Origin of the sequence: Nonomuraea helvata, from assembly GCF_039535785.1 — a bacterium.
In the GTDB taxonomy this organism is placed as follows: Bacteria; Actinomycetota; Actinomycetes; order Streptosporangiales; family Streptosporangiaceae; genus Nonomuraea; species Nonomuraea helvata.
Genome location: NZ_BAAAXV010000001.1, coordinates 3,066,268 through 3,087,690, shown reverse-complemented (window position 1 = coordinate 3,087,690; position 21,423 = coordinate 3,066,268). Strand labels below are relative to the sequence as shown.

The 21,423-nt window shown below is 66.9% G+C and carries 23 protein-coding genes and 1 pseudogene; 11 read left to right on the top strand and 13 right to left on the bottom strand.

What is annotated here, in order from left to right:
- Nucleotides 1-65 precede the first annotated feature (65 nt).
- Together ABD830_RS14300 and ABD830_RS14295 are read left to right on the top strand one after the other, a co-directional pair.
- Complete coding sequence (locus tag ABD830_RS14300; protein WP_344987258.1) at nt 66-617, top strand: RNA polymerase sigma factor; 552 nt, start codon at nt 66-68, stop codon at nt 615-617.
- The gene (locus ABD830_RS14295) at nt 614-1,477 is read left to right on the top strand and encodes a hypothetical protein (RefSeq protein WP_344987256.1); all 864 of its coding nucleotides are present in this window, start codon (nt 614-616) and stop codon (nt 1,475-1,477) included. The genes ABD830_RS14300 and ABD830_RS14295 overlap by 4 nt, the downstream gene beginning before the upstream one ends.
- Nucleotides 1,478-1,598: 121 nt before the next feature.
- On the opposite strand, the gene ABD830_RS14290 is transcribed toward ABD830_RS14295, so the two are convergent.
- Nucleotides 1,599-3,287: an aminotransferase class V-fold PLP-dependent enzyme gene (locus ABD830_RS14290; protein ID WP_344987255.1), complete on the bottom strand. Its 1,689-nt coding sequence runs from the start codon at nt 3,285-3,287 to the stop codon at nt 1,599-1,601.
- A 165-nt stretch (nt 3,288-3,452) separates the two neighbouring features.
- On the opposite strand from ABD830_RS14290, the gene ABD830_RS14285 reads away from it, so the two are divergent.
- From ABD830_RS14285 to ABD830_RS54175, 3 genes and pseudogenes are all read left to right on the top strand, one after another.
- Nucleotides 3,453-3,977, top strand: a complete 525-nt coding sequence (locus ABD830_RS14285; protein WP_344987253.1) for an SUKH-4 family immunity protein — start codon at nt 3,453-3,455, stop codon at nt 3,975-3,977.
- A gap of 15 nt (nt 3,978-3,992) precedes the next feature.
- Complete coding sequence (locus ABD830_RS14280) at nt 3,993-4,541, top strand: hypothetical protein (protein ID WP_344987252.1); 549 nt, start codon at nt 3,993-3,995, stop codon at nt 4,539-4,541.
- A gap of 98 nt (nt 4,542-4,639) precedes the next feature.
- Nucleotides 4,640-4,705 (top strand): annotated as a pseudogene (locus ABD830_RS54175) (pentapeptide repeat-containing protein); the annotation flags it as partial.
- A gap of 144 nt (nt 4,706-4,849) precedes the next feature.
- Here ABD830_RS54175 and ABD830_RS14275 read toward each other — a convergent pair.
- The 10 genes from ABD830_RS14275 to ABD830_RS14230 form a co-directional block, all read right to left on the bottom strand.
- Nucleotides 4,850-5,098 carry a hypothetical protein gene (locus ABD830_RS14275; RefSeq protein ID WP_344987250.1) on the bottom strand — a complete coding sequence of 83 codons (249 nt, stop codon included), beginning with the start codon at nt 5,096-5,098 and terminating at the stop codon, nt 4,850-4,852.
- 368 nt (nt 5,099-5,466) lie between these two features.
- On the bottom strand, nt 5,467-5,937 hold the full coding sequence (locus ABD830_RS14270; protein ID WP_344987248.1) for a signal peptidase II: 471 nt from the start codon (nt 5,935-5,937) through the stop codon (nt 5,467-5,469).
- 307 nt (nt 5,938-6,244) lie between these two features.
- Nucleotides 6,245-6,910 carry a DUF4097 family beta strand repeat-containing protein gene (locus ABD830_RS14265; RefSeq protein WP_344987246.1) on the bottom strand — a complete coding sequence of 222 codons (666 nt, stop codon included), beginning with the start codon at nt 6,908-6,910 and terminating at the stop codon, nt 6,245-6,247.
- Between the two features lie 160 nt (nt 6,911-7,070).
- Entirely contained in the window at nt 7,071-7,718 is a 648-nt protein-coding gene (locus ABD830_RS14260; RefSeq protein WP_344987244.1) for a hypothetical protein, read from the bottom strand.
- 549 nt (nt 7,719-8,267) lie between these two features.
- Entirely contained in the window at nt 8,268-9,533 is a 1,266-nt protein-coding gene (efeB, locus tag ABD830_RS14255) for an iron uptake transporter deferrochelatase/peroxidase subunit (RefSeq protein ID WP_344987242.1), read from the bottom strand.
- A gap of 12 nt (nt 9,534-9,545) precedes the next feature.
- Nucleotides 9,546-10,682 carry an iron uptake system protein EfeO gene (gene efeO, locus ABD830_RS14250; RefSeq protein ID WP_344987241.1) on the bottom strand — a complete coding sequence of 379 codons (1,137 nt, stop codon included), beginning with the start codon at nt 10,680-10,682 and terminating at the stop codon, nt 9,546-9,548.
- An 11-nt stretch (nt 10,683-10,693) separates the two neighbouring features.
- Nucleotides 10,694-11,527 (bottom strand): iron uptake transporter permease EfeU, encoded by an 834-nt coding sequence (efeU, locus tag ABD830_RS14245; protein WP_344987240.1) that lies wholly within the window; start codon nt 11,525-11,527, stop codon nt 10,694-10,696.
- Nucleotides 11,528-11,647: 120 nt separating this feature from the next.
- Nucleotides 11,648-12,490, bottom strand: coding sequence for a carbohydrate ABC transporter permease (locus ABD830_RS14240; RefSeq protein ID WP_344987239.1), 843 nt, complete (start codon nt 12,488-12,490; stop codon nt 11,648-11,650).
- The gene (locus tag ABD830_RS14235) at nt 12,487-13,446 is read right to left on the bottom strand and encodes a carbohydrate ABC transporter permease (RefSeq protein WP_344987238.1); all 960 of its coding nucleotides are present in this window, start codon (nt 13,444-13,446) and stop codon (nt 12,487-12,489) included. The genes ABD830_RS14240 and ABD830_RS14235 overlap by 4 nt, the downstream gene beginning before the upstream one ends.
- Complete coding sequence (locus ABD830_RS14230; protein ID WP_344987236.1) at nt 13,443-14,729, bottom strand: extracellular solute-binding protein; 1,287 nt, start codon at nt 14,727-14,729, stop codon at nt 13,443-13,445. The genes ABD830_RS14235 and ABD830_RS14230 overlap by 4 nt, the downstream gene beginning before the upstream one ends.
- A gap of 182 nt (nt 14,730-14,911) precedes the next feature.
- Here ABD830_RS14230 and ABD830_RS14225 point away from each other — a divergent pair, with 182 nt between their 5' ends.
- The gene (locus ABD830_RS14225) at nt 14,912-15,922 is read left to right on the top strand and encodes a LacI family DNA-binding transcriptional regulator (protein WP_344987235.1); all 1,011 of its coding nucleotides are present in this window, start codon (nt 14,912-14,914) and stop codon (nt 15,920-15,922) included.
- Nucleotides 15,923-16,266: 344 nt separating this feature from the next.
- Here ABD830_RS14225 and ABD830_RS14220 read toward each other — a convergent pair whose 3' ends face one another.
- Both ABD830_RS14220 and ABD830_RS14215 read right to left on the bottom strand, forming a co-directional pair.
- The gene (locus ABD830_RS14220) at nt 16,267-16,908 is read right to left on the bottom strand and encodes a nucleotidyl transferase AbiEii/AbiGii toxin family protein (RefSeq protein ID WP_344987233.1); all 642 of its coding nucleotides are present in this window, start codon (nt 16,906-16,908) and stop codon (nt 16,267-16,269) included.
- Nucleotides 16,908-17,228, bottom strand: a complete 321-nt coding sequence (locus ABD830_RS14215) for a hypothetical protein (RefSeq protein ID WP_344987232.1) — start codon at nt 17,226-17,228, stop codon at nt 16,908-16,910. Before ABD830_RS14215 ends, ABD830_RS14220 begins: the two co-directional genes overlap by 1 nt.
- Nucleotides 17,229-18,159: 931 nt before the next feature.
- Here ABD830_RS14215 and ABD830_RS14210 point away from each other — a divergent pair.
- From ABD830_RS14210 to ABD830_RS14190, 5 genes are all read left to right on the top strand, one after another.
- Nucleotides 18,160-18,642 carry a hypothetical protein gene (locus ABD830_RS14210; protein WP_344987230.1) on the top strand — a complete coding sequence of 161 codons (483 nt, stop codon included), beginning with the start codon at nt 18,160-18,162 and terminating at the stop codon, nt 18,640-18,642.
- A 93-nt stretch (nt 18,643-18,735) separates the two neighbouring features.
- Nucleotides 18,736-18,969 carry a hypothetical protein gene (locus tag ABD830_RS14205; protein ID WP_344987229.1) on the top strand — a complete coding sequence of 78 codons (234 nt, stop codon included), beginning with the start codon at nt 18,736-18,738 and terminating at the stop codon, nt 18,967-18,969.
- A complete protein-coding gene (locus tag ABD830_RS14200) occupies nt 18,969-19,361 on the top strand; it encodes a type II toxin-antitoxin system VapC family toxin (protein WP_344987228.1) in 393 nt (130 codons plus the stop codon). Before ABD830_RS14205 ends, ABD830_RS14200 begins: the two co-directional genes overlap by 1 nt.
- Nucleotides 19,362-19,774: 413 nt before the next feature.
- The gene (locus tag ABD830_RS14195) at nt 19,775-20,359 is read left to right on the top strand and encodes a dihydrofolate reductase family protein (RefSeq protein ID WP_344987227.1); all 585 of its coding nucleotides are present in this window, start codon (nt 19,775-19,777) and stop codon (nt 20,357-20,359) included.
- 144 nt (nt 20,360-20,503) lie between these two features.
- Nucleotides 20,504-21,421, top strand: a complete 918-nt coding sequence (locus ABD830_RS14190) for a phosphotransferase (protein WP_344987226.1) — start codon at nt 20,504-20,506, stop codon at nt 21,419-21,421.
- The last annotated feature ends 2 nt before the right edge of the window (nt 21,422-21,423 follow it).

Sequence of the window (21,423 nt, the reverse complement as noted above, 5' to 3'; positions counted from 1 at the left end):
GTCACTCGCGGACACGTAGAGATCGAAAGCCAGAAAGCGTTCGCAAGGTCCGATGAGGATGGCACGTGGATGACGCAGACAGCCGGCACCGGTTCGAAACCATGTACCGGCAGACGTATGAACAGATCCTTGGTTACGCCATGCGGCGGTGTTCCTCTCCCGAGGACGCGGTGGATGCCGTGGCGGAGACCTACTTGATCATGTGGCGGCGGTTGGCCGAGCTTCCGCATGGCGAGGCCGGCAGACTCTGGTTGTACGGCGTGGCCCGGCGGGTCCTGGCCAACCACCGTCGTGGCGAGCGACGCAGAGCAACCCGGCACGCCGAACTCACGGCCGAGGCCGAAGTCCTCTACGCTCTGCCCTCTCCTCAGACCGGGCCTGACGAAGTGGGCGAGGCCATGGACCTGCTCTCCGACGACGATCGCGAGCTGCTGGCCCTGGCCATCTGGGAGGAACTCGATCCTGGAGAGATCGCCGTGGTGCTGGGCTGTTCGCGCAACGCCGCCCGCATCCGCCTGTACCGGGCGCGCAAGCGCTTCGCCAAGGCGCTGGAGAAGACCCGGCCATCAGTCACCCGCCTCGAAGCGCGGCCACTCGTCGAAGGGGAGTCACGGTGAACAACGACCAGATGTTCAAGAACCGGGCCAGAGTGCTGGATGAGGACCTGGCCGGCCGGGCGTCCACCGCGGGGGCGGACGCGCTACTGGCGGAGATCGTCCTGCTGGAGCAGGAGCCGGCCCTGCAGCGGCGGCGCACGCCGTCGCCCCGCCGTGCCCTGTTCGGCCTGGCCGCTGTGGCCACGCTCGCTGGAGCCTTCGTCGTCGTGCCTTCCCTCTTCAACGGGTCCGAACAGGTGTACGCCAGCCAGGCCGTCACCATTGACCGCGACGGTGACTCGTACGTCTTCTACATCACTGACGGCGATCCCGATCCCGACGAGCTGGAGAAGGCCTTCCGGAAGGTCGGGCTGGACAACATCACGGTCAAACTGATCCCTGTCTCGCCGCAGCAGCGCGAGCCCGTCGTCGGGTTCGACAAGGCTGATCCCGACGCTCGTATGTCGTCCACCCTGTCCGACTGCGGCAAGCGGGTCGAAGGGTGCCTGACGGCCTTCAGCGTTACCGCCGACATCAAAGGCTCCGCGCAGTTCCACCTGGGTCGCCCGGCGAAGCCCGGCGAGAAGTACGCATACCCTGCCGACGCGAGCTGGCCAGGCGAGGCGCTGGCCGGGGTGAAGTTGCAGGGACGTTCGGTGGCCGAGGCGGCGCGGGTCGTGCGTGAGCACGACCTGAAGGTGGCCTATGGGCTCGACTGGCCGCTCCGGGGCGGGAACGCGGGCTTCCGCGTCGAGCGGGACGTGCCCGCCTCCCGCATCGATCCGAGTTGGAAGGTGGCGACAGCCGAAACCTACAACGACGGCGTGATCACCCTGCACGTCGAGCCAGGGGCAGGTGCGACTCCGCCGCCCGGATTCTAGGCCGAAGGAAGGACAGATGAGCAGCCGTCAGTACAGAACGGCTGCTCATCTGCAAGCAGCCGTCTGCCCGCTATTGCCGTCGAGGACGCCGCGCGACCTCGACCAGCAGCGCGTGTACGGGTCAGATCGCGGCCAGGCAGCCGGCCGGCAGCGGAAACCAGCGCAGCCGCTCGAAGTCGTCCGGCAGGTCCGGCGGGCGCGGGTCGATCTCGTCGGAGCGGGCCGCCAGGATGGCCCGGGCCTCCTCCAGGTAGCCGGGCAGCGCGTCCTCGCCGGCGCGGACATGTGCGACGGGCAGCGCGCCGGGGTCGTCGAAGCGCAGGTCGGACAGGTGCAGTGGCGGCTCGGCGGAGCCGCGGTGGTGCCGCCACAGCCCGGTGCGGGGGTCGAAGCGGTAATCGGGCAGCAGCCGGTGGCCGTGCAGGGCCACCAGTTCGACGGCTTCGATGAGGTAGTCGCAGACGGCGTCGGAGATGAAGTAGTTGAAGTTGATGCGTACCCAGCCCGGTTTGATGCCCTGGCAGCCGTGCCCGATCTCCTCCTCGAAGGCCCGCGAGCGCGCGGCGTCGATGGCCAGCAGGCGGTGACCGTAGGGGCCGGCGCAGGAGCAGCCGCCGCGTGCCTGGATGCCGAACAGGTCGTTCAGCACCGCCACCACGTAGTTGTGGTGCAGGAACAGCTCTCCGGACCGGATGCGGACCGACACGATCGACAGCCGGCGAGAGTGCCGGTCGCCGAGGATCTCGATGTTCGGATTGCTCTCCCACCGCCGCAGGGCCCGCTGCCAGAAGCGTTCCTCACGGGCTTGGATGAGGTCGGTGCCGATGGCCTGCTTGAGCCGGAAGACCAGCCCGGCGCGGATCGACTCGACGATGGCCGGTGTGCCACCCTCCTCACGGGCGATCGCATCGTCGAGGTAACGGTGCCCGGTGGGGTCCACGAACAGCACGGTGCCGCCGCCCGGCGCGGTGGGCACCCGGTTGCGGACCAGTTCGCGCCGCACCACCAGGACACCGGGCGTCTGCGGCCCGCCGATGAACTTGTGCGGCGACAGGAAGATCGCATCCTTGTGGTCGTTCGCCCCGGGCGCGTCGGCGGCCATCCGGATCGGCACGTACGGCCCGGCCGCCGCGTAGTCCCAGAACGACAGCGCGCCGTGCTCGTGGAGCAGCGCCGCGATGCGCTCGGTGTCGGACAGGATGCCGGTCACATTCGAAGCGGCCGAGAAGCTGCCGATCAGCAGCGGCCGGTCGGCGTGGCGGGCCAGCTGGGCACGCAGGTCGTCGCAGTCGATCTGGCCGTAGCGGTCCTCACCGATGGCGACGGTGTCGGCGATGGACTCGCGCCAGGGCAACTCGTTGGAGTGGTGCTCGTAGGGACCGACGAACACCACCGGCCGTTCCTCCTCCGGGACCACCGGCGCGTACCGGCCGGGTACACGCAGCTCCAGGATGCCGACGAGCTTGTTGATCGCCGAGGTCGCGCCCGAACCACAGAAGATCACCACATCGTCCGGGCCCCCGCCGACGGCGTCGTGAACGGCGCGACGGGCCTCCTCCCGTAATCGGCTGGTCTGCAGCCCGGTCCCGGAGCTCTCGGTGTGCGTGTTGGCGTAGCGCGGCAGGACGTGATCGCGGATGAAGTCCTCGATGAAGCCGAGCGACCTGCCCGAGGCGGTGTAGTCGGCGTAGATGATGCGGCGCAGCCCGTACGGGCCCTGCAACACCTCGTCGTCGCCGATGACGCCCTCGCGGATGCGCTCAAGCAGCGGCGAGGTGGGCAGGTCGGGGACAGATCGTTGTATAGGCACCCATTCAGGATCCCTCGCCCATCGGCTCAGGCAACAGGGGCGTTTTACCTTGATCGACCCCGACTTGACCTTACCCTTGTGGGCACCTCAGGTGGCCCGCAGGTGGGTGTGTCCAGAAAGAGAGCCAGTGACCGTACAGACCCTTTGGTTGGCAAGATCATGGCCATGACACACGAATCGCTGGTGCTGGCCTTCCCCGACGACGACGTCACTGTCACATCGCCTGTCGATCTACCTACGGCAATCACCGATCCGACAGCCCGTCGAGTCCTGACAGAGATCGGGTTTCCGGAACATGTCGAGCAGTGCCTCTGGTTTGAGGCACTCGACACGCCGCTCGTGACCCTGGCCTCCTCCGGATACAGTCCATTCGAAACGACGGCGGCCCGGGCCGCGGATTTCTATGTGATCGGCGTGAGCACCGCAGGTCTGCTGTGTCTGGACGGCGTGTCGGGCGAGTGCTATTTCGTGGACGACAAGGGCAACGTGTTGTTGGCCGCCTTCCAGCTCGACCGGCTCCTCGAATTCGCCTGGCGGTTGAAAACCGACATCGACTCTGGTCACGTCGGCGAAACCTGGGAACAGCGTCTGATCGCCGACTTCCGCAAGCTCGACCCCCTCACCCTCGCAACATCCGAGGACAAGTGGCGCGATGTCATCGCGGCGTGCCATGCCAATGCCCTGAGCTGACGGGAGTGGATGGATATGTCGGACGACGATGTCGTGGTGGCGGGGCGTCGGCTGATGGCCCAAGGGGAGAACTTCGACGTCGTGCTGGCCATGGTGAGAAGAGCCAGCTCCAGCCCTGTTGCGCAGATCGTCTGGTTGCGAGCGATCACCGGACTCGGGTTGATCGACGCACAGAACGTTGTGTTCAGCGATTGTGCCCTCGCCCACATCGGTCAGCGGCAGATCGATCTGATCCTCGGGTTTCCAAGGTTGACAGGCGAATACGCATCCGCGATCCGAAAGCTGTACGTCGATGCCCTCATCAGTAACGAGCCATGGCTTACAGCGGTCCCTTATCACACCGCGCCCCATGTCAACCATGACGAGTCGGATGTGTACTACTGGCGGCGCGAGGAGCCGGGGCTGGTGGACACTCTCGGATTTGGTTGCCTCTCTGGCCCCGGGTTCGACGCGTTCCGGGCTGCGATGCGAGCCGTCCCGGACGCCTCGTCCAGGTTCGCCGTGGCAACCGACACTCCTCATGTGTTTACCTGCCGGTTCACTTTTGCCCCGCTGCCGGAATGAGTCCGGCGCCGACTATGACTGCGCCATAGAACAGGGGGCGGGGCTCTGGCCCGACTGGGAGTGGCGTCTGAGCTCACGAGCGCGAAGCGCCCCTTTACCTGAGCGCCGCAGACCTGGCCGGTGCCAGTCTGACCAGCGCAATCTTGACCGACGCGGACTTGACCGGCGCGAACCTTGCCGCGGTGGTGTGGAGCGAGCAGACGCGCTGGCCGGATTCCGTCTGGGAAGAGCGGATGCAGGCGGAAGACCCGCGCTCCTGGGCCCCAGGTCGAGGGATCTGGATGGGCCTCTGGAACGAAAGCGCGTCCTCACCGAAGTGGGCGGGACGCGCTGGATCGGCCGAGCTCGATGCGGTACTGACCCACGCCGATCTTGCGGACGGAGGTGACGCCGGTGGAGCGTACGACGGTTCCGTCGGCGTTGACCATAGCGGCGGCACGCGCTCCAGGCGTGTGCGCTCCACCGATGGCGGCCAGGGCGGGAACAGCAACCGTGAGTGCGGCCCCTGCGACCAGTGCCGATGTCGCGATTACCGTGGTGAAGGCGACGGAAGGCATGGTGTCTCCAGGGTGATCGGTCCGCGTGGGGACACATCTCCTTGTCACGATGTGCAAGTAGACGATCATAAAGTTTGGTGAGAGGTGTGGACCGACACGGGATCTTTCGATCCTGGACGCCCCGGCCGCAGGCCCCCGCTGGATGGCATCACTTTCGGTGAGCCAGACATCAGGTGGTCGCGCCCGCTCATCAGATTCGCTGAGCTGCCATCAGTTGTCCTGTCTCGTTTAACTTGAGGTATCGGGCTGCCCCTGAGCTGCGGTGCCTCTGATAGATGAGACAACGCGGAGCCGAAGGCGTCTCACCGATCATGAGGCAGGTTTTTCGCATTGCTTGCTGTCGCCTGCCGATGGTCCTGGGCCAGAAGCTAGGCGGACTCTTCCCCGGGCACCCTGGCGAGCGGCACACCACGCAGGCTGAGCAGTACCATCGCAACACACCCGCAGGTGAGTGCGATGTCGGCGACGTTACCCACGAACGGGCCGTAGTCGATGAAGTCCACGACGTGCCCGCGGGCGAAGCCGGGCTCGCGGAAGAGCCGATCGCCTAGGTGAGACGCCGCCCCACCAAGCAACACCCCCAGCACGAGCGCCCAGCCAGGGGAGGCCAGCCGACGCGCGGTGTAGAGAATGCCGACCACTGCGGCTGTCGCCGCCAGGGCGAACACCCATGTGGCGCCGGTACCTACGGAGAACGCGGCTCCGGCGTTGTAAAACAGCCGGAAGTGAATCAGAGGGGGAATCACGGCGACGCGCTCACTCTCGGACAGTGTGGAGACCGCCCAGAGCTTGGTGAGCTGATCCACGACAAGGACCACCGCGGCCAGCATGAGCATCATGCCGTACAGCCGACTCGAACCCCGCTCTAACCGCATCATTCATGGCCTCCGCGCTGTCCAACAAATATTTCCCTGAGACTACTAGGGCGCCCTCTGAGGCACCCATGCGAATGCTTCATGATCGGTGAGACATGCCTCGGGTCGAATGAGACCGAACATCAGTTCCGCCGAGCCGGGACAGACGCCCGTGTAACCCCTTGATGGGGGCTTCGGGGCTGCTTGCGGGAGGGGCTGTTCCCGCAAGCTAGCCGGGACGGGAGACTGCACCTCTCTTCCGTATGGTTTGCCTTCCCTTTGAAGCTGCAAGTCACAGGCTGCGGGCAGTGATGTCGCCGTTGGAGGTGGTGGCGTGGATGTCGAGTTCGGCGGTGCCGTTGTTCTTGAGGGCGTTGGCGATGCGGCCGTGGCTGGTGCCGGCGTCCAGGGCGGCCGAGACCCCGGCGGCGGCGTTGATCGAGATGTCGCCGGACTGGGTGCTGAGCACGACCTTGCCGCCCGTGGCCTCGGCGATCCGGATGTCGCCTCGTGCGGTGCTGATCTGCGCGGGGCCGCCCAGGCGGCCGATCTCGACGTCGCCGTCGACCGCGGTGAGGCGGAGGCTCGCGGCCTCGTCGATCGTGATCTGGCTGTACGCGCCGTCGAAGACGACATCGCCGAGGCGGCCGACGGTCCGCAGTTCGGCGCTGGCCGCCTTGGCCTCGACGCGGGAGCCGGCGGGCAGCTGGACCGTCACCTCGATGGACCCGGACGGGCCGAAGTACTGGTTCTTCTCCGCGACCGTCTCGATCCGCAGGACGCCGTCGGCGTATGCGACCGTGGTCTGCTCGGCCGCCTTCACATCGCGGCTCTTTGCGGCGTTGGCGGGTCGGACCTCGACCGTGGTGTCGGCCCGGTCGGCGGCGATGAACTGGACGCGGCCCGCGGGGATGTCCAGGACGGCGGAGATCGGGGCGAGGGTGCCGAACTTCTGCATGATGGGCTCCTTGTGCTGCGTTGTTTCGCTGTATGCCCTCCACCATCGCCGACCGCTCTGATACCGGGCTGTCACCGCTCTGACGCCGCCGCTGACATGACCCGGAACTCCTATGGCTCCGGTGATCCGCCACCCGACGGTCCAGCGAAGAGGCGCGGGGTCATTCGCCGTCTGGATCTGCCGGCTCCACGGTCGGTGCGATCTGCAGTGGTGTCGCAGCCCCGCCGGCGATCTCTCGCCCTTGACTCAGCGTGTAGTCAAGCTGCCTGGCCAGGTGCGGGAGGGTTGCCGGAGGTAGATAGGCGTCAGCGCCGGCATCGAGCAGTCGCCGGACCGGGCCGTAGTACTGGACTCCGAGTTCGGGGTCCTCGATCTCGGTGACGATGACGCGAGCTTTCGGGAACATCGATCGGAGCGCTCCGATCAGCTGCGGGCTGCCTGGAGGCGCCAGCAGCACATCGGTCGTCGCGGGAGCCGCATGCATGTCGAGGACTACGTAGTCCGCCCCGAGCTGGGTGGACAGCGCAACCCGAGCCGCGGTCGACAGCTCCATTGCGGTGGCCACGACTGTCACGCTCTCGTAGTCGATCGGTTCTTGATCGTCGGCCTCATCCGGCGCGTCGCGATCGACGATGGCGCCTTGGACCACGTCAACGGTGCTGGAGATCGTCGCGATCGACGCGCCGTCACGTGTGAGGATCAAGTTCTCACCAGGCTCGAGGGCGTCGATGAGCGCCACGACGTCTTCGGGGAGGCGGGTCACGTCGATTCGCTGCGTGGAGCGTGGGGCGCGTTTGCGGATCACCATGCCTGGGAGACGCGCACGGCTGTGAGGACACCCTGCGTCATGCGCAGCCCCGGTTGCCTGTCGGAAGGTGCATCTACGGTGACATGGTGGCCTGCTCCGAAGGTGGCGTTCAACCAGCTGATCACATGAGTCCCTTCTGACGCTGTGATCTGGTTTGATACCGCTACGCGATCATTGGTTCGAGGTCGAGCCGGAATTTCTGTCATCGTTCCTATCGGCGCCCATCGAGGGCCACGGCTCGCCCAGGGCCTCCTGCGCTTGGCGCTCGCGCTGGGCTTCCTACGCGGCGAGGTGGCGCTGCCACACTGCGACTGCCTTGACCAGCAGCAGCAGGCTTCCTTGCGGTCCAGGCCGCGTCCTTCGCCACGCGGACCTCCGAACCCACATCCGCTCGCGGTGGCAATCGGTGATCTTCCCTTCTCAGGGGGTCGGGGCTCTGGCTCGGCCGGCAGCGGTGCCTGAGCCCCGAGCGCGAAGCGCCTCCATCGCGAAGACCTTCGGCTCGGGGCGGGGTCCAGCAGGCCCACACATGAAAGGCAGGGGCACGACCTACTCGAAGAGCGTGCGGCCCCAGTAGTCTCCCGCGTCCCTGACGCCGGGCGGGCAGGCGAACAAGCCGCTCGAGACGTGCTTGATGTACTCGTTGAGCGCGTCGTTCTTGGCCAGCTTCATCTGGACGGGCACGAACTGCTTGCGCGGATCCCGCTGGTAGGCGATGAAGAAGAGCCCCGCGTCCAGGCGGCCGAGCCCGTCCGAGCCGTCCACGAAGTTGTAGCCGCGGCGGAGCAGGTGCGCGTTGCTGTTGTTGCTCGGGTGCGCCAACCGTACGTGGGCGTCGGCCTTGATGTGCGGCTGCCCGTCCGCCCCCTTGGCCGCGAAGTCCACCGCGTCGAACTCCGCCTGCTTGCCCAGCGGCGCGCCCTCGCCCTTGTTCCGGCCGAAGATCTGCTCCTGCTCGGCGAGCGACGTGCGGTCCCAGGTCTCGATCGCCATGCGGATCTTCCTGGTCACCATGTACGTGCCGCCCGCCATCCAGGCGCTGCCGTCCTGCGCGGAGGCCCACAGCTGGTCGCGGAGCAGTTCGGCGTCCTCGAGCTTGAGGTTGTTGGTGCCGTCCTTGAAGCCCATCAGGTTGCGCGGGGTCGCCTGGGCCCGGGACGTGGACGACGTACAGCCGAAACCGAGCTGCGACCAGCGTACGGACACCTTGCCGAAGCCGATCCTGGCCAGGTTGCGGATGGCGTGCACGGCGACCTGGGGGTCGTGGGCGCAGGCCTGTACGCAGATGTCCCCGCCGGAAATTTCGGGAATGAGTTGTTCGCCCGGGAACTTCGGCAGGTCGGCGAGGGCCGCGGGACGCTTGCCCGCCAGCCCGAACCGCTCGTCGAACAGCGACGCCCCGAACCCGATCGTCAGCGTCAGCCCGGAGGCCGGCAGCCCGAGCGCCTCGCCCGTGTCGTCCGGCGCCGCCTCGGGCGCGCCGCCCACCGCCCCGAACGACCCCGCCTCCTTGCCCTGCGTCAGCCGCGCCGCCGCGGCCGTCCACTCCTGCAGCAGCTCGACCAGCTCGGCCCGATTCTTCGTGATGACGTCGAACGCCACGAAGTGCAGCCGGTCCTGCGCGGGCGTGACGACGCCCGCCTGGTGCTCGCCGTAGAAGGGGAAGGGGTCGGAGATCGAGGCGGCGTGCGCGACCGGTGCCTCGTCGAGCAGCGTGTTCGAGGCCACGACCCCGGCCCCGACCACCGCGGCGCCCGCCGCACCCAGCCCGAACAGCCCCCTACGGCTCATCCGCGCGCCACGCGAATCGCTCATAGCCGCCACCCCCTACTTCGTGATGGCCGGAGCGATCTTGCTGATCGGCTCGGCCAGCGCGTTGATCGCGTCCGACAGGGTCTTCAGCTCGGCCTTGGACAGCTCATTGTGCAACTGCCAGCCGTCGCCCTTCTGGTGCGCGTCGAGTGCCGCCTCGGCCGCGGCGAACTTCTGGTCCAGCGTCCTGACCAGGTCGGGAGCCCGCTCCTCCAGCACCGGCCTGAGCGCCTGCACGGCCGCCTTGGAGCCCTCGAGGTTGGCGTCGAAGTCCCACAGGTCGGTGTGCGACCAGATGTCCTCCTCGCCGGTGATCTTCCCGGTGGCCACCTCGTCGAGCAGCTCCTTGGCGCCGTTGGCCAGGTTCAGGGGGGTCAGCTGGGCGGCGTTCGCCTTGTCCACGATGGTCTTGACGTCGGTGATCAGCTTGTCGGCGATCGGGCCGTCCTTGCTGACGTCCTTCTTGATCCACAGATCCTTCTCGATCTTGTGGAAGCCGGTCCACTCCTCGCCGTCGGCCAGATCCGCCTCGCGGGCGTCGATGGCCGGGTCGAGGTTGCCGAAGATCTCCGCCACCGGCTCGATGCGCTCCCAGTACGTACGCGCGACCGGGTACAGCTCCTTGGCCTTGTCGACCTTCTCCGCCTTGACCGCGTCCACGAACTCCTGCGTCTTGACCAGCAGCGTGTCGCTCTGCGCCTTGATGTACCGCTTGTAGCCGGCGACGGCCTCGGCGAGCTTGGCGTCCTCGTTGAGTGCCTTGTGCTCGCCGGTCACCTTGAGCGCGTTGCGGATGCCCTTGCCGATCATGCCGGGCTTGCACACCGTCTCGTACGCGCCCGCCGGCAGCTCGGCGATGAGCTCCCTGGTCAGCCCGGGCACGATGTTCTCGAGTTCGGCCATGACCCGGTCGCCGGGGGCGTACACATAGAACTCGGTCACCTTGCTGCCGCCGTTCGTGATCGAGAACGTCGTGGTGCCCGCGGTCACCTCGGAGGCGGCGACCTTGCACTCGGTGTCGGACGCCGCCACGGCGATCTTCCCGGGCGCGGCGGCGGATCCGGAGGGGGTGGCGGCGCCGCCCCCGGAGCCGCAGGCGGCCAGTGTCGTGAGGGCGAGCACGCCGAAGGACAGGCGGATTGCGGTACGCATGATGCTCCTGTTCAGACCGCGGAGGAGGCGGGCGTCGGCGTGGTCTTCACTCGCGAGTCGCGCAGGAAGAAGAAGAGTGTGGGCACGAGATAGCAGACCCAGGCGATGACCTCGGCGACGCTGGGCTGCGGCGTGATGTTCAGCATGCCTGACAGCAGCGCGCCGTACCAGGACGTGGGGGGCAGGACGGAGCTGATGTCGAAGGCGTACGTGCTCAGGCCCGGCAGGAGGTTCGCCTCCTGGAGGTCGTGCACCCCGTACTTGAAGATGCCCGCGGCCACCAGGATCAGCAGCAGCCCCGTCCAGGTGAAGAACTTGGTGAGGTTGATCTTCACGGCGCTGCGGTAGAGGCCCCATCCGAGGAGTACGGAGGTGAGCAGCCCCAGGCTGATGCCGATCAGCGGGTCCGGCGAGGCGGTGGCACCCTGCACGGAGGCGAAGAAGAGGATGGCCGTCTCGAGCCCCTCACGGGCGACGGCGAGGAACGCCATCACGACGACCGCGAACGAGCCCATCTCCAGCGCCTCGGAGAGCTTGCCGCGCAGCTCGCCGGAGAGCGCGCGGGCCGCCCGCCGCATCCAGAAGATCATCCACGTGACGAACACGACGGCGAGCAGCGAGGTGATGGCGTCGAACAGTTCCTGCCCGGTGTGTCCGAGGTTCGCCGCGGTGAACGTCAGCAGCGCCCCGAACCCCACGGACAGCGCGACGGCCGCACCCACTCCCGTCCAGACCTGCGGGAGCTTGTCCTTCCGGTCGCTTTTGACGAGGAATGCGACCAGGACCGAGACGACGAGTGTCGCCTCGAGACCTTCGCGCAGTCCGATGAGGTAACTGGCGAACACCGTCACTCCCGGTAGCTGATGATTTGCTGAGGAAAGCCTTACCTAAATTAGGGCAGGCGAAGCATACCTAGCGCAAGAGCTGGAAGCGACAGTGTGCGGGGTATCACGTTTCGAGCGAGGTCATCCCTTCGTCGCGCCCGCGGTGAGGCCGCCGACCAGGTGACGTTCCGCGACGGCGTAGAACCCGAGCGCGGGCAGCATGGCCAGCACGAGGTAGGCCAGGATGCGGGCGGTGTCGGAGGCGTACTGGCCCTGGAACTGCTGGATGCCCAGCGGCAGTGTCCAGCTCGACTCCTCGTTGAAGACCACGAGCGGCAGCATGAACTGGTTCCAGCTGCCCACGAGCGCGAGGACCGAGACGGTGGCGACGGCGGGCCTGGCCATCGGCAGCAGGATCCGCCAGAAGAACCCGAACGGGCTGCAGCCGTCGATGGTGGCCGCCTCCTCGATCTCGCCCGGGATGCTGCGGAAGAAACCGCGCAGAATGATGATCGTCAAGGGCAGGCCGAACGCCGCCTGCGTGAGGATCACGCCGAACGGGTTGCCCAGCAGGCCGAACGAGCGCAGCAGCACGAAGATCGGCAGGATGGCCACCGCGAACGGGAACATCAGCCCGGCCGTGAACAACGTGAAGAACAGCTCCCTGCCGCGGAAGGCGAACCGGGCGAAGACGAACCCCGCCAGCGCCGACACCCCGACGGTCAGCACGGTCGTCAGCACCGCGATGAACGTGCTGTTCCACATTTGCAGCCAGAACGAGCCCGAGCCGAGCACGTCGGTGTAGTTGGCCGTCATCCACGTTCTCGGCAGCCCGAGCGGGTTCTGCGAGAGCTCGCTCGTGGGCTTGAACCCGCCGATCACCGCGTAGATCACCGGGACGATGACGAACGCGCCGACGATCCACGCGACCACGTGCAGCGGCAGGGTGTTCCGCCGCGGCGTGGGCTTCTTGCGGCGGATCATCGGCGGCCTCCCATCGAGGTGGTCGCGCCCGCCAGGTCGCGGCGCATCACGAGACGCTGGTAGACGAGCGCGAAGACGAGACTGAGCAGGAACATCACGACGCTGATGGCGCTGGCGTAGCCGACCTGGGAGCGCTTGAAGCCCCAGTCCATCATGGTGACGGCCATCGTCTCGGAGGAGTGCGAAGGGCCGCCCTGGGTGAGGATCCAGACCAGGTCGAAGAGCTGGATGGTGTAGATGACGGACAGGAAGACGCTGATCCGGATCGTCGGCCCGAGCAGTGGCAGCGTGATGTGCCGGAACGTCTTCCAGCTCGTGGCGCCGTCGATCTGGGCCGCCTCGATGAGCTCGTTCGGGATGTTCTGCCGCCCGGCGAGATAGATCATCATGTGGAAGCCGAAATATTTCCACGTCATGACGAGGAACAGGGACGGCATCACGGTGGCGGGGTCGGCCAGCCACTCCGACTCGATCCCGAACACCGACAGGATGTGGTTCGCCAGGCCCGACCCTGGCGAGAGGATCAGCGAGAACAGCACGCCGGTGATGACCTCAGAGAGCACGTACGGCGCGAAGAACACCACTCGGTAGAGCGCCCGCCCGCGGATGCGCTGGTTCAGCAGCATCGCGATGGCCAGCGAGAACGGCAGCTGGACGACGATCGAGAAAAGCATGAGGACCAGCAGGTGCCACAGGTCCTGGGCGAAGATCTCGGTCTTGAACAGCCGGGTGAAGTTGTCCAGGCCGATGAAGTTGGTCGGCAGGCCGCCGAACCCGTTCCACCTGAACGCGCTGGCGTAGAACGCCACCAGGATGGGCGCGACGACAAGGAGCAGGAAGAGGACCAGGGCGGGCAGCAGGAACAGGGCGATGGTCACCCAGCGGCCGCGCCCCCTGGCAGCAGGGGCGGGGGCCGGAAGCTTAACCGCCTCCGGCCCTGTGATGAGTGTCGTCATCCTTCGCTCTTGGCCACTTCGGTGATGGCCTTGCCCACTTCCTCCGGCGTCTTCGTACCGGCGATGAGCTCGGCCACGCTGTCGTTGACCTGCTGGCCGACGGCGGGCGGGTAGGCCTGGTCCAGGTAGAGCTGGTAGCCGCCGGCCGAGGCGAGCAGGGTCGCGACCTGCTTGAGGTTGGGGTCCTTGACCGCGCTCTCCTCACCCTTGAGCACCGGCAGCACGCCGCCGGCCTCCACGGCCTTGGAGTGGTTGCCCATCTCGGTCATGAACCTGACGAAGTCCACGGCCTCCGCGGGGGCGTCCGCGCCCACGGCCAGGCCGCCGCCACCGCCGAACGCGTCATTGATCGAGCCCTTGCCGCCCTCGACCGCGGGGAAGGGGAAGAAGCCGAGGTCGGCGCCGAGCCCCTTGCCGTTGTCCTTCTGCACGGCGGGCGCCCACTGGCCCATCAGCTCCATGGCGGCCTTGCCGTTCGAGACCGTGGCGGACTGGCCGTCGGGGGTGGAGTACGCCGCGCCGAGGAAGCCCTTCTGGAACGGCTGCAGGTCCGCCAGCGCCTTGACCTGCTGCCCGGCGGCGATGAAGTCGGGCTTGGTGAAGTCGTGGTCGGTGGCCGCCTGCTTGAGCGCGTCCAGGCCGGCGATGCGCATGGCGAGGTAGGCCCAGTAGTAGTGGCCCGGCCACTTCTCCTTGCCGGCCAGCGCGATCGGCGTGATGCCCGCCGCCTTGAGCTTCTTGACGTCCTCGAGATACGCCGACCACGTGGCGGGCGGCTGGGTGATGCCCGCCGTGGTGAAGAGTTTCTTGTTGTACCAGAAGCCGACCATGCCGATGTCGGTCGGCAGCCCGTACGTCTTGCCGTCGAACTGGTACGCGCTCAGCGCCGCCGGCGTGAAGGTGGGCAGGACGCCGGCGACGTCGGCGGAGATGTCCTTGACCAGCCCCGCCTCGATCTGCTGCTTGAGCACGCCGCCACCCCAGGTCGCGAAGATGTCGGGCGCCTTGCCCGACTGCGTGATCGTGGTGAGCTTGGCCTTGTACGCGTCGTTCTCCAGGACCGTGGCCTTGATGGTGACGTTGGGGTGCTTGGCCATGTACTCCTTGGCCCGCTGTGCCCAGAGCGTCTTGAGCGGCTCGGCGGTCGACAGGTGCCACCATTCGAGCGAGACCTTGGCCGGCGAGCCGCCCTGCGGAGGAGCCGTACTGGTGCCCTTGCCGCCGCCACTGCTGCAGCCGGCTAAGAGCACTGCGGTCGCGATCAACACCAGACTGCGTTTCATTCGGGGGGTCCCTTCCTCAGAAGTGGCCCGGCGCTCGTTCACAGGTGTGAGCTTCGCCGGAAGAAAGTTTCGTAACTACCCCGATAATTTCGCTGCCTGGATCGTAAGGAGGTGGCGTGGAAAGCGTCAACACCTCGGGTGGGAGCGATCCCAAACCGAAACTTTCGGCTAAACTCCCGAACGTGTCAGCGAAGCGGCGGGTGACGATCGCACTGATCGCGGAGGAGGCCGGAGTCTCCATCCCGACGGTGTCCAAGGTCATCAACGGACGTCCAGAGGTCGCTCCGGCGACCCGCCATCGAGTCGAACGACTCCTGCAGGAGCACGGTTACCAGCGGCGCATCAGCCAGGACGACACCCCGGCGGGCCTGGTCGACCTGGTGTTCGCCGAGATCGAGTCGCCGTGGGCCATGGAGATCGTGCGCGGCGCGGAGGGCGCGGCCCACGAGGCGGGGGCCAGCGTGGTCATCTCCGTCCTGCACACCCATGCGGGCCCGGGTCGCGACTGGCTCGAACGCCTGGCCGCCCGCAGGACCGACGGCGTGGTCATCGTCGCCTCCCGCCTGTCCACGGGCATCCAGGCCCAGCTCAGCGCGCGCTCACTGCCGTTCGCGGTGGTGGACCCGGAGGGCGAGCCCGCCCCGGGCGTCGTCTCGGTGGGGGCCACCAACTGGAACGGCGGCCTGGCCGCGACCCGCCACCTGCTGGAGCTCGGCCACCGCCGGATCGGCATGATCAGCGGCCCGACCGACATGCTCTGCAGCCAGGCCAGGGTGGACGGCTACCGGGCGGCCCTGGAGACGGCGGGGGTGCCGATCGCGCCCGAGCTGATCCGGCGCGGCACGTTCCTGGTGGAGTCCGGCCACGACGAGGGCCACGCGCTCCTCTCGCTGGAGCAGCCCCCGACGGCCATCTTCGCGGGCAGCGACCTGATGGCGTTCGGCGTGTTCGAGGCCGCCCGCCAGCGGGGGCTTCGCGTGCCGGAGGATCTGAGCGTGGTGGGCTTCGACGACCTGCCCCTGTCGAAGTCGGCCTGGCCACCCTTGACGACGGTACGCCAGCCACTGCAGGAGATGGCGGCGCTGGCCACGCGTACGGTGCTGGCGATGGGCCGGGGAGAGGCGCCGGAGACCAAACGCGTGGAACTGGCCACGGAGCTGATCGTCCGGGACAGCACGGCCCGGTACGAGTAAGGGGCCGGGTAGGTGGGCCAAGGCTCACCCACCCGTCGCCCATCTGGGTGGTCAACCTGCTGGACCCCCGCCCCGAGCCAAAGGTCTTCGCCAGGGGGCGCTTCGCGCCAAGGGGCTCAGGCGTTCTCATTCGGGCGCCCGACGGCGCAACCCCCGCGCCTTACGGCGCCGTCGCGCACCCGCGACCCGTTTACCGGGCTAACCTGCTGGCGCCCACCAAAACCCCGCTCGCTGCGCTCGTCAGAGGCCCCCACCTGTGGGCCGGCTAATACCCCTGAACCGGCGGACGCCGGCAGAGACCTTCGAGTTCCGGCCTCAGCCAGCATCGCAGTGCATGACAGGAGCTAGTCTCGAGACAGATCGGTGCGCCACTCATTGAAACGGGTGCGAAGCTTGCGCACTTCGGCTTCTTTCAGCCCGTAGGCGAGAAACTCGCTGTCCGGGTAGAGCTCCAGAGCGGACAGCATTTGTGCGAACATGGCGCGGTCGAAGCCGAGGTCACGGGATGCGGCAAGGTTAAGCAACTGGTCCCGGGTGAACCGATTGCTGGTAATCAACGCGTCCACGTCGATGAAATCACGGACTTCCGCCCGGGTGAACAGCGCCTCAACCTTGCCCCCCGCAACGTCATCGAGGTGCACAACCGGACCGATCTCCATGGTGACGGGCGGATGAGACCGCAGGTCGGTTGCCAATTCGACCTTGCTGGTCCGGCCGATCGCAGGATCGGAAACGCCGAGTCGTACGAACTGAGGACCATCAAGATCTACTTTGACGGTGAAGCCTTGAACCGTATAAGCCTCTCGTATTTTCCTGACCCCCTCGGCGAAGTCACCGCGGAGGCTGGAGGTGAACAGATCGATGTCCTCGCTCGGCCGTTGGAGTACACCATAGGCCTGTACTGCGTAGCCGCCTGCCAGGGCGAAGCCGTGATCCGCGGATGCTGCCAGAGCAATGCTGGCCAGGCGACGGTGGAATTCGTCCATTAAGCGGCTCGGCGCTGCAGTTCGGGGAACCGGTCCAGCCACAGGACACGAACCCGCGGAGGCAGGATCAACTCCGGCCAGAGGCGCCGCAGGAGTGAGGAGTTCAGGAAACGCCGTAGGTCGTCAGGCGTGGCGCTCTCCCGGATCACACGCATGTACATCAGCCGCGCATCGGCAACCTGGTCCAGGTCATAGGTGCGCTTTGGCCCCCAGTCGAGGTGATGGGGAAGTGAGACGACACCCGTGATGGGCCCGGCGAGTTCCTCCAACGTCTCGGGCACGATGTAAGGGCGGACTGCTCCGTATCCCCTGGCCTCCATGTCACCAGTGTGACCCATCCGAGTCCTAATGCGCAGGTCGATCTTGCTAACGGATGCGCTAACAACGACTACGGAGGGCCATGGATCTCTATTGCCAATGAGCTCCAGCAGGGGAGGACACAGCCGCTATCAGGAACCCAAGGGACAACGCCCCATCCGGGTGGTGGGCTTGCTGACCCCCGCCCCGAGCCAAAGGTCTTCGCCAGGGGGCGCTTCGCGCCAAGGGGCTCAGGCGTTCTCATTCGGGCGCCTGACGGCGCAACCCCCGCGCCTTACGGCGCCATCGCCCACCCGTGACCCGATTACCGGCTTGACCTGCTGGAGCCCGCCCGGAGGGGGCCTCGCTTGGCTCGGCCCCCCGATGTTCTGGCGCCACCGTTGATTGAGTCTTCATCCGGCGGCCCTGGTCACGATGGGTCCGAGGAGAAGAGGAGTTGGGGCAGGGCTGCTGTCGTCGCTGTTGCGGAACCATGATCTTGATGCGTTACTGTCGCCCGCGTCGGCCTACCCTTGAGTAAGCAAACGGAGGATCCGTGGCGCAGGCACCACGGGCGGAGATGCGCCTCCACATCAGCGTCTTCCGCGTCGCGGCGGTCTGGCCGCCTCCGCGCCGGTCATCCTGAAGACGTCCAAGATCAGTGCAGCAGAGCTGACCATCGGAGTCTGCAATGGAGTCACCGGTGCCGGCCCCTTCCTGCTGTCGGTCGGCCCATGGGGGCAACTGCTGTCTTGGGCCGAGCTCCTGTTGCCCGCGGTACTGGCCGGCCTCCTGCTGACCGCCTCGCGCCGGACCACAGCCCTCGGGGTTACGGTGATCTGCAGCGTCGTCGCGCTCCGGCTGTTCTCGATCTTGTTTCCGCCCGAGGCCCGCCATCCGGGGGCAGGCCAGCTCCTTCCCTTCGCTGAGCCCTGGTCGGCGATGGCTTGTTACGTGGTGGCCGTCATCACGCTGCTCCTGACCGCACGTTCGCCTCTCTATCGAGCACGACCGGTAGCTGTCTTCTGGGGGTTGGCCATGGTGGCGTCCGCGTGGACGATCGGCCGACTGTCTCTGGTGAACGGCGAGCCCGTCTCCTCCGGATGGTTCGCCTACACGCAGTCCATGGAGTTGCTGTGGAAGCAACCCTGGGGGTGGTCATGCAAGGCCGAGGTGGACGGGGTGCTGCTCGTGCTCATCGCCCTGGTCGCAGCGGCGAGCACCGTGCTGACGGATCGGATGCGGAGCCTTGCCGCACTGGTCGCCAGCGCGCTCCTGGTCCTCGCCGCCTTCGAAGGGTTCCTGATGGCTCTCATCTTCTCGATCAATGATCGCCTTGCGACGGCGATCCCACGGATTCAGTGGCACCTGCTCGCCGCGGCAGCGCTCGTCATCGCGACCGCATTGCGCAAACGAGCACCGTCGGCGAGGGAGTGAGCGTGTGCTTACGGCCGGCTCTCGTTTTCGCAGGCGCGGAGGGAAGGCGGGCCAGGGCTTGCCTCGTAAGACAGAGCGTCTTACAGTGGCTGCATGGCTGACACCATCACCATCCGCAGCGACTCGGAGACTGAGCACGCCCTGGATATTCTCACCCATGACGGCAGCTCACGCTCGGCGGCTATCCGCCAAGCCGTGCTGGAAGCTGCCCTCCGCAAGGAGCGCGCTGCCGCTATGCGGCGCGCTGTCCTGCGTATGCCGCTCGGCGAACCTGACGGCATCGACATCGCCGCGGAGATCGCCCACAGCCGCGAGGACGAACGCTGATGATCTATCTCGACTCGGCCGCCGTCGTGAAACTCGTCCACGCCGAGGCCGAGTCGCAGGCATTGCGCGACTGGCTCGACGAACGGGCAGAGACCGGATGGACGAGTTCGGTTTTGCTGGAGATCGAGTCTTCACGGGCCCTGGCACGCTACGCCCCAGAAGCCGTCGCCCGACATCACCTGGTCCTCGACCTGATCGAGCTGGTGGAACTGGACGCCGGCATTCGCATCCTGGCCCAGACTGTGAAACCCGTGACCGTACGTGGCCTGGACGCTATCCATCTGGCAACTGCTCTCCGCATCCGCTCCCGGCTCACTTCATTTGTCACGTACGACAAACGACTGGCCGATGCTGCCCAGACAGCCGGACTGACCATCAACATGCCTGTCTGAGACATCTCTCCACCGCTGGGATACCCTGAGACAGGGTGCCTGGCCGCGGATACCTGAGACGTCGCGCGAGCAAAGCGGCGCCAATAGCCCGGCCGTTCCGAATCCCACCTGTGGCGCCGTCACAGTGGACGACGCAGGGCGCATTCTCATGCAGCGCCGCCGCGCGGTTGTGCCTGGGCTCGCTCAGTACTCAAGTCGCACATCGCTGTCGAGGGTCTGAGTCGGGGTGAGCTGCACCGCTTCTGAGCGTGTCTTTGCCGCCGATCCGTGAGTACCTTTCCGCAGTGCCGGAGCGGGTGAGACAGAAAGCAAGAATTTGCCGTTCGACGATGTCGATTCGGGCGACCTGCGCTCGTGTAGGGGGTGATCGGGCCGTCACAGGGGCGGCCCGCAGAATCGGAGGAGACATTCCGGTGCGCTCGATCACCGTCACCATGAACATCAGCCTGGATGGCGTCGTGCAGGGCCTGGGTCATCCTGATGAGGACACCCGCGGAGGCTTCACGCACGGTGGCTGGGGGACCTGGCACCAGGACGAGGTCTTGGCTCAGGAGATGGCCAAGGGCATGAGCCGTACCGGCGACATGCTGCTCGGCCGCCGCACCTGGCAGGACTTCATCACCGCGTGGGCGCACCGCGAGGACGGCAACCCGTACACCACCCGTTTGAACGCCGTCACCAAGTACGTCGCCTCAGCCTCGCTCGACGACGTGAGTGCCTGGCAGAACTCGGTGCTGCTGCGTGGCGACGCGACGCGGACGGTCGCAGACCTGAAGGCGCAGGACGGCAACGACCTGGGCATCGTCGGCAGCGCAGCACTGGTGCGCAGCCTGCACGCGGCCGGTCTGATCGACCATTACACGTTGGTGGTGCACCCGCTCACCCTGGGCTCGGGCACACGGATGTTCGAGGGACCGGCGCCGTTGACCCAGTACCGCCTCACCAGCAGTGTCACGACCACGAAGGGCGTCATCATCGCCCGTTACGACCGCTGCTGACAGTTCTTGGGCACCTGTCTCCGATTTCCGCCTTCTCGGCGCTGAAGCGCTGTACGCCCATCTGCGGCTCGCCGGCGTCACCTATGTGTGGTGCTCCAAAAATGCGTCGAATAGATGCCTATGCCGCGGCTACGGTCGGAGCTTGTGACGGACGACTGCTCCGAGGTGTTCCGGCGGTTCGGGATCGAGCCGCAGGACTCGATATACCGCTACGCACCCGTATTCCGCGGTGTGATCGGCGGAGCGGCCGTCGCCGTCAAGCGCACCCACTCGCCCGAGGCCATGGGCAGGTGGGTGCGACACCTTGCGGCCTCCGGGGTGCCGGTGGTGACGCCGCTGGCCGGGCCACATCGGATCGGCGGGTACGACTGGGTCGCCTATCCGTGGATCGACGGGCGCACCTACGACGGCTCGCCGGCGGACATACGCGCCGCCGGCGACCTGCTGGGGCGCCTGCATGCAGTCGGTGACGCCGAAGGCTCAATCGGTCTGCCCGGCTTCGAGTGGCCTGATCACGACCAGGAGTCGGTCGAGGAGGACGTGACGGGCCTCGACAAGGTACTCAAGGTCTACAGGCCGGACCTGCGCGAGGAGGTGCTCGGTCGGTTCGAGCCGCTGCTGCGGTCGTTCATGGCGACCACGCTGCCGGCCATCCGCGACGCCGACCTGCCGGTGGCTGACGTGACCATGGACTTCAAGGCCGTCAACCTCGTGTACGACCAGGCCGGACCCGTACTGGTCGACCCCGACAACGGGGAACGGGCGCCGAGGCTGCTCGACCTGGCCCTGGCCGTGCTGCTGTTCCACAACGACCTGCCAGGTCGTCCGGGGCGGCTGTTCGACGAGGTGGAATGGGCCGCCTTCCGCGATGCCTGCCTCGGGCACGTGCGGTTGACGGTGCGAGAGCGGGAGCTGTGGCCGACCGCTCTCACGTACATGCTGCTGGAGTGGGGAGTGTGGACGGCCGTCAACGGGGGCGAGGTCGGCGACTGGGACGATCCGCGGCAAGCGGCCTTCCTCGCGGATCTCCTCACCGTGGACATCACGCGTTATCCGTGGTAATC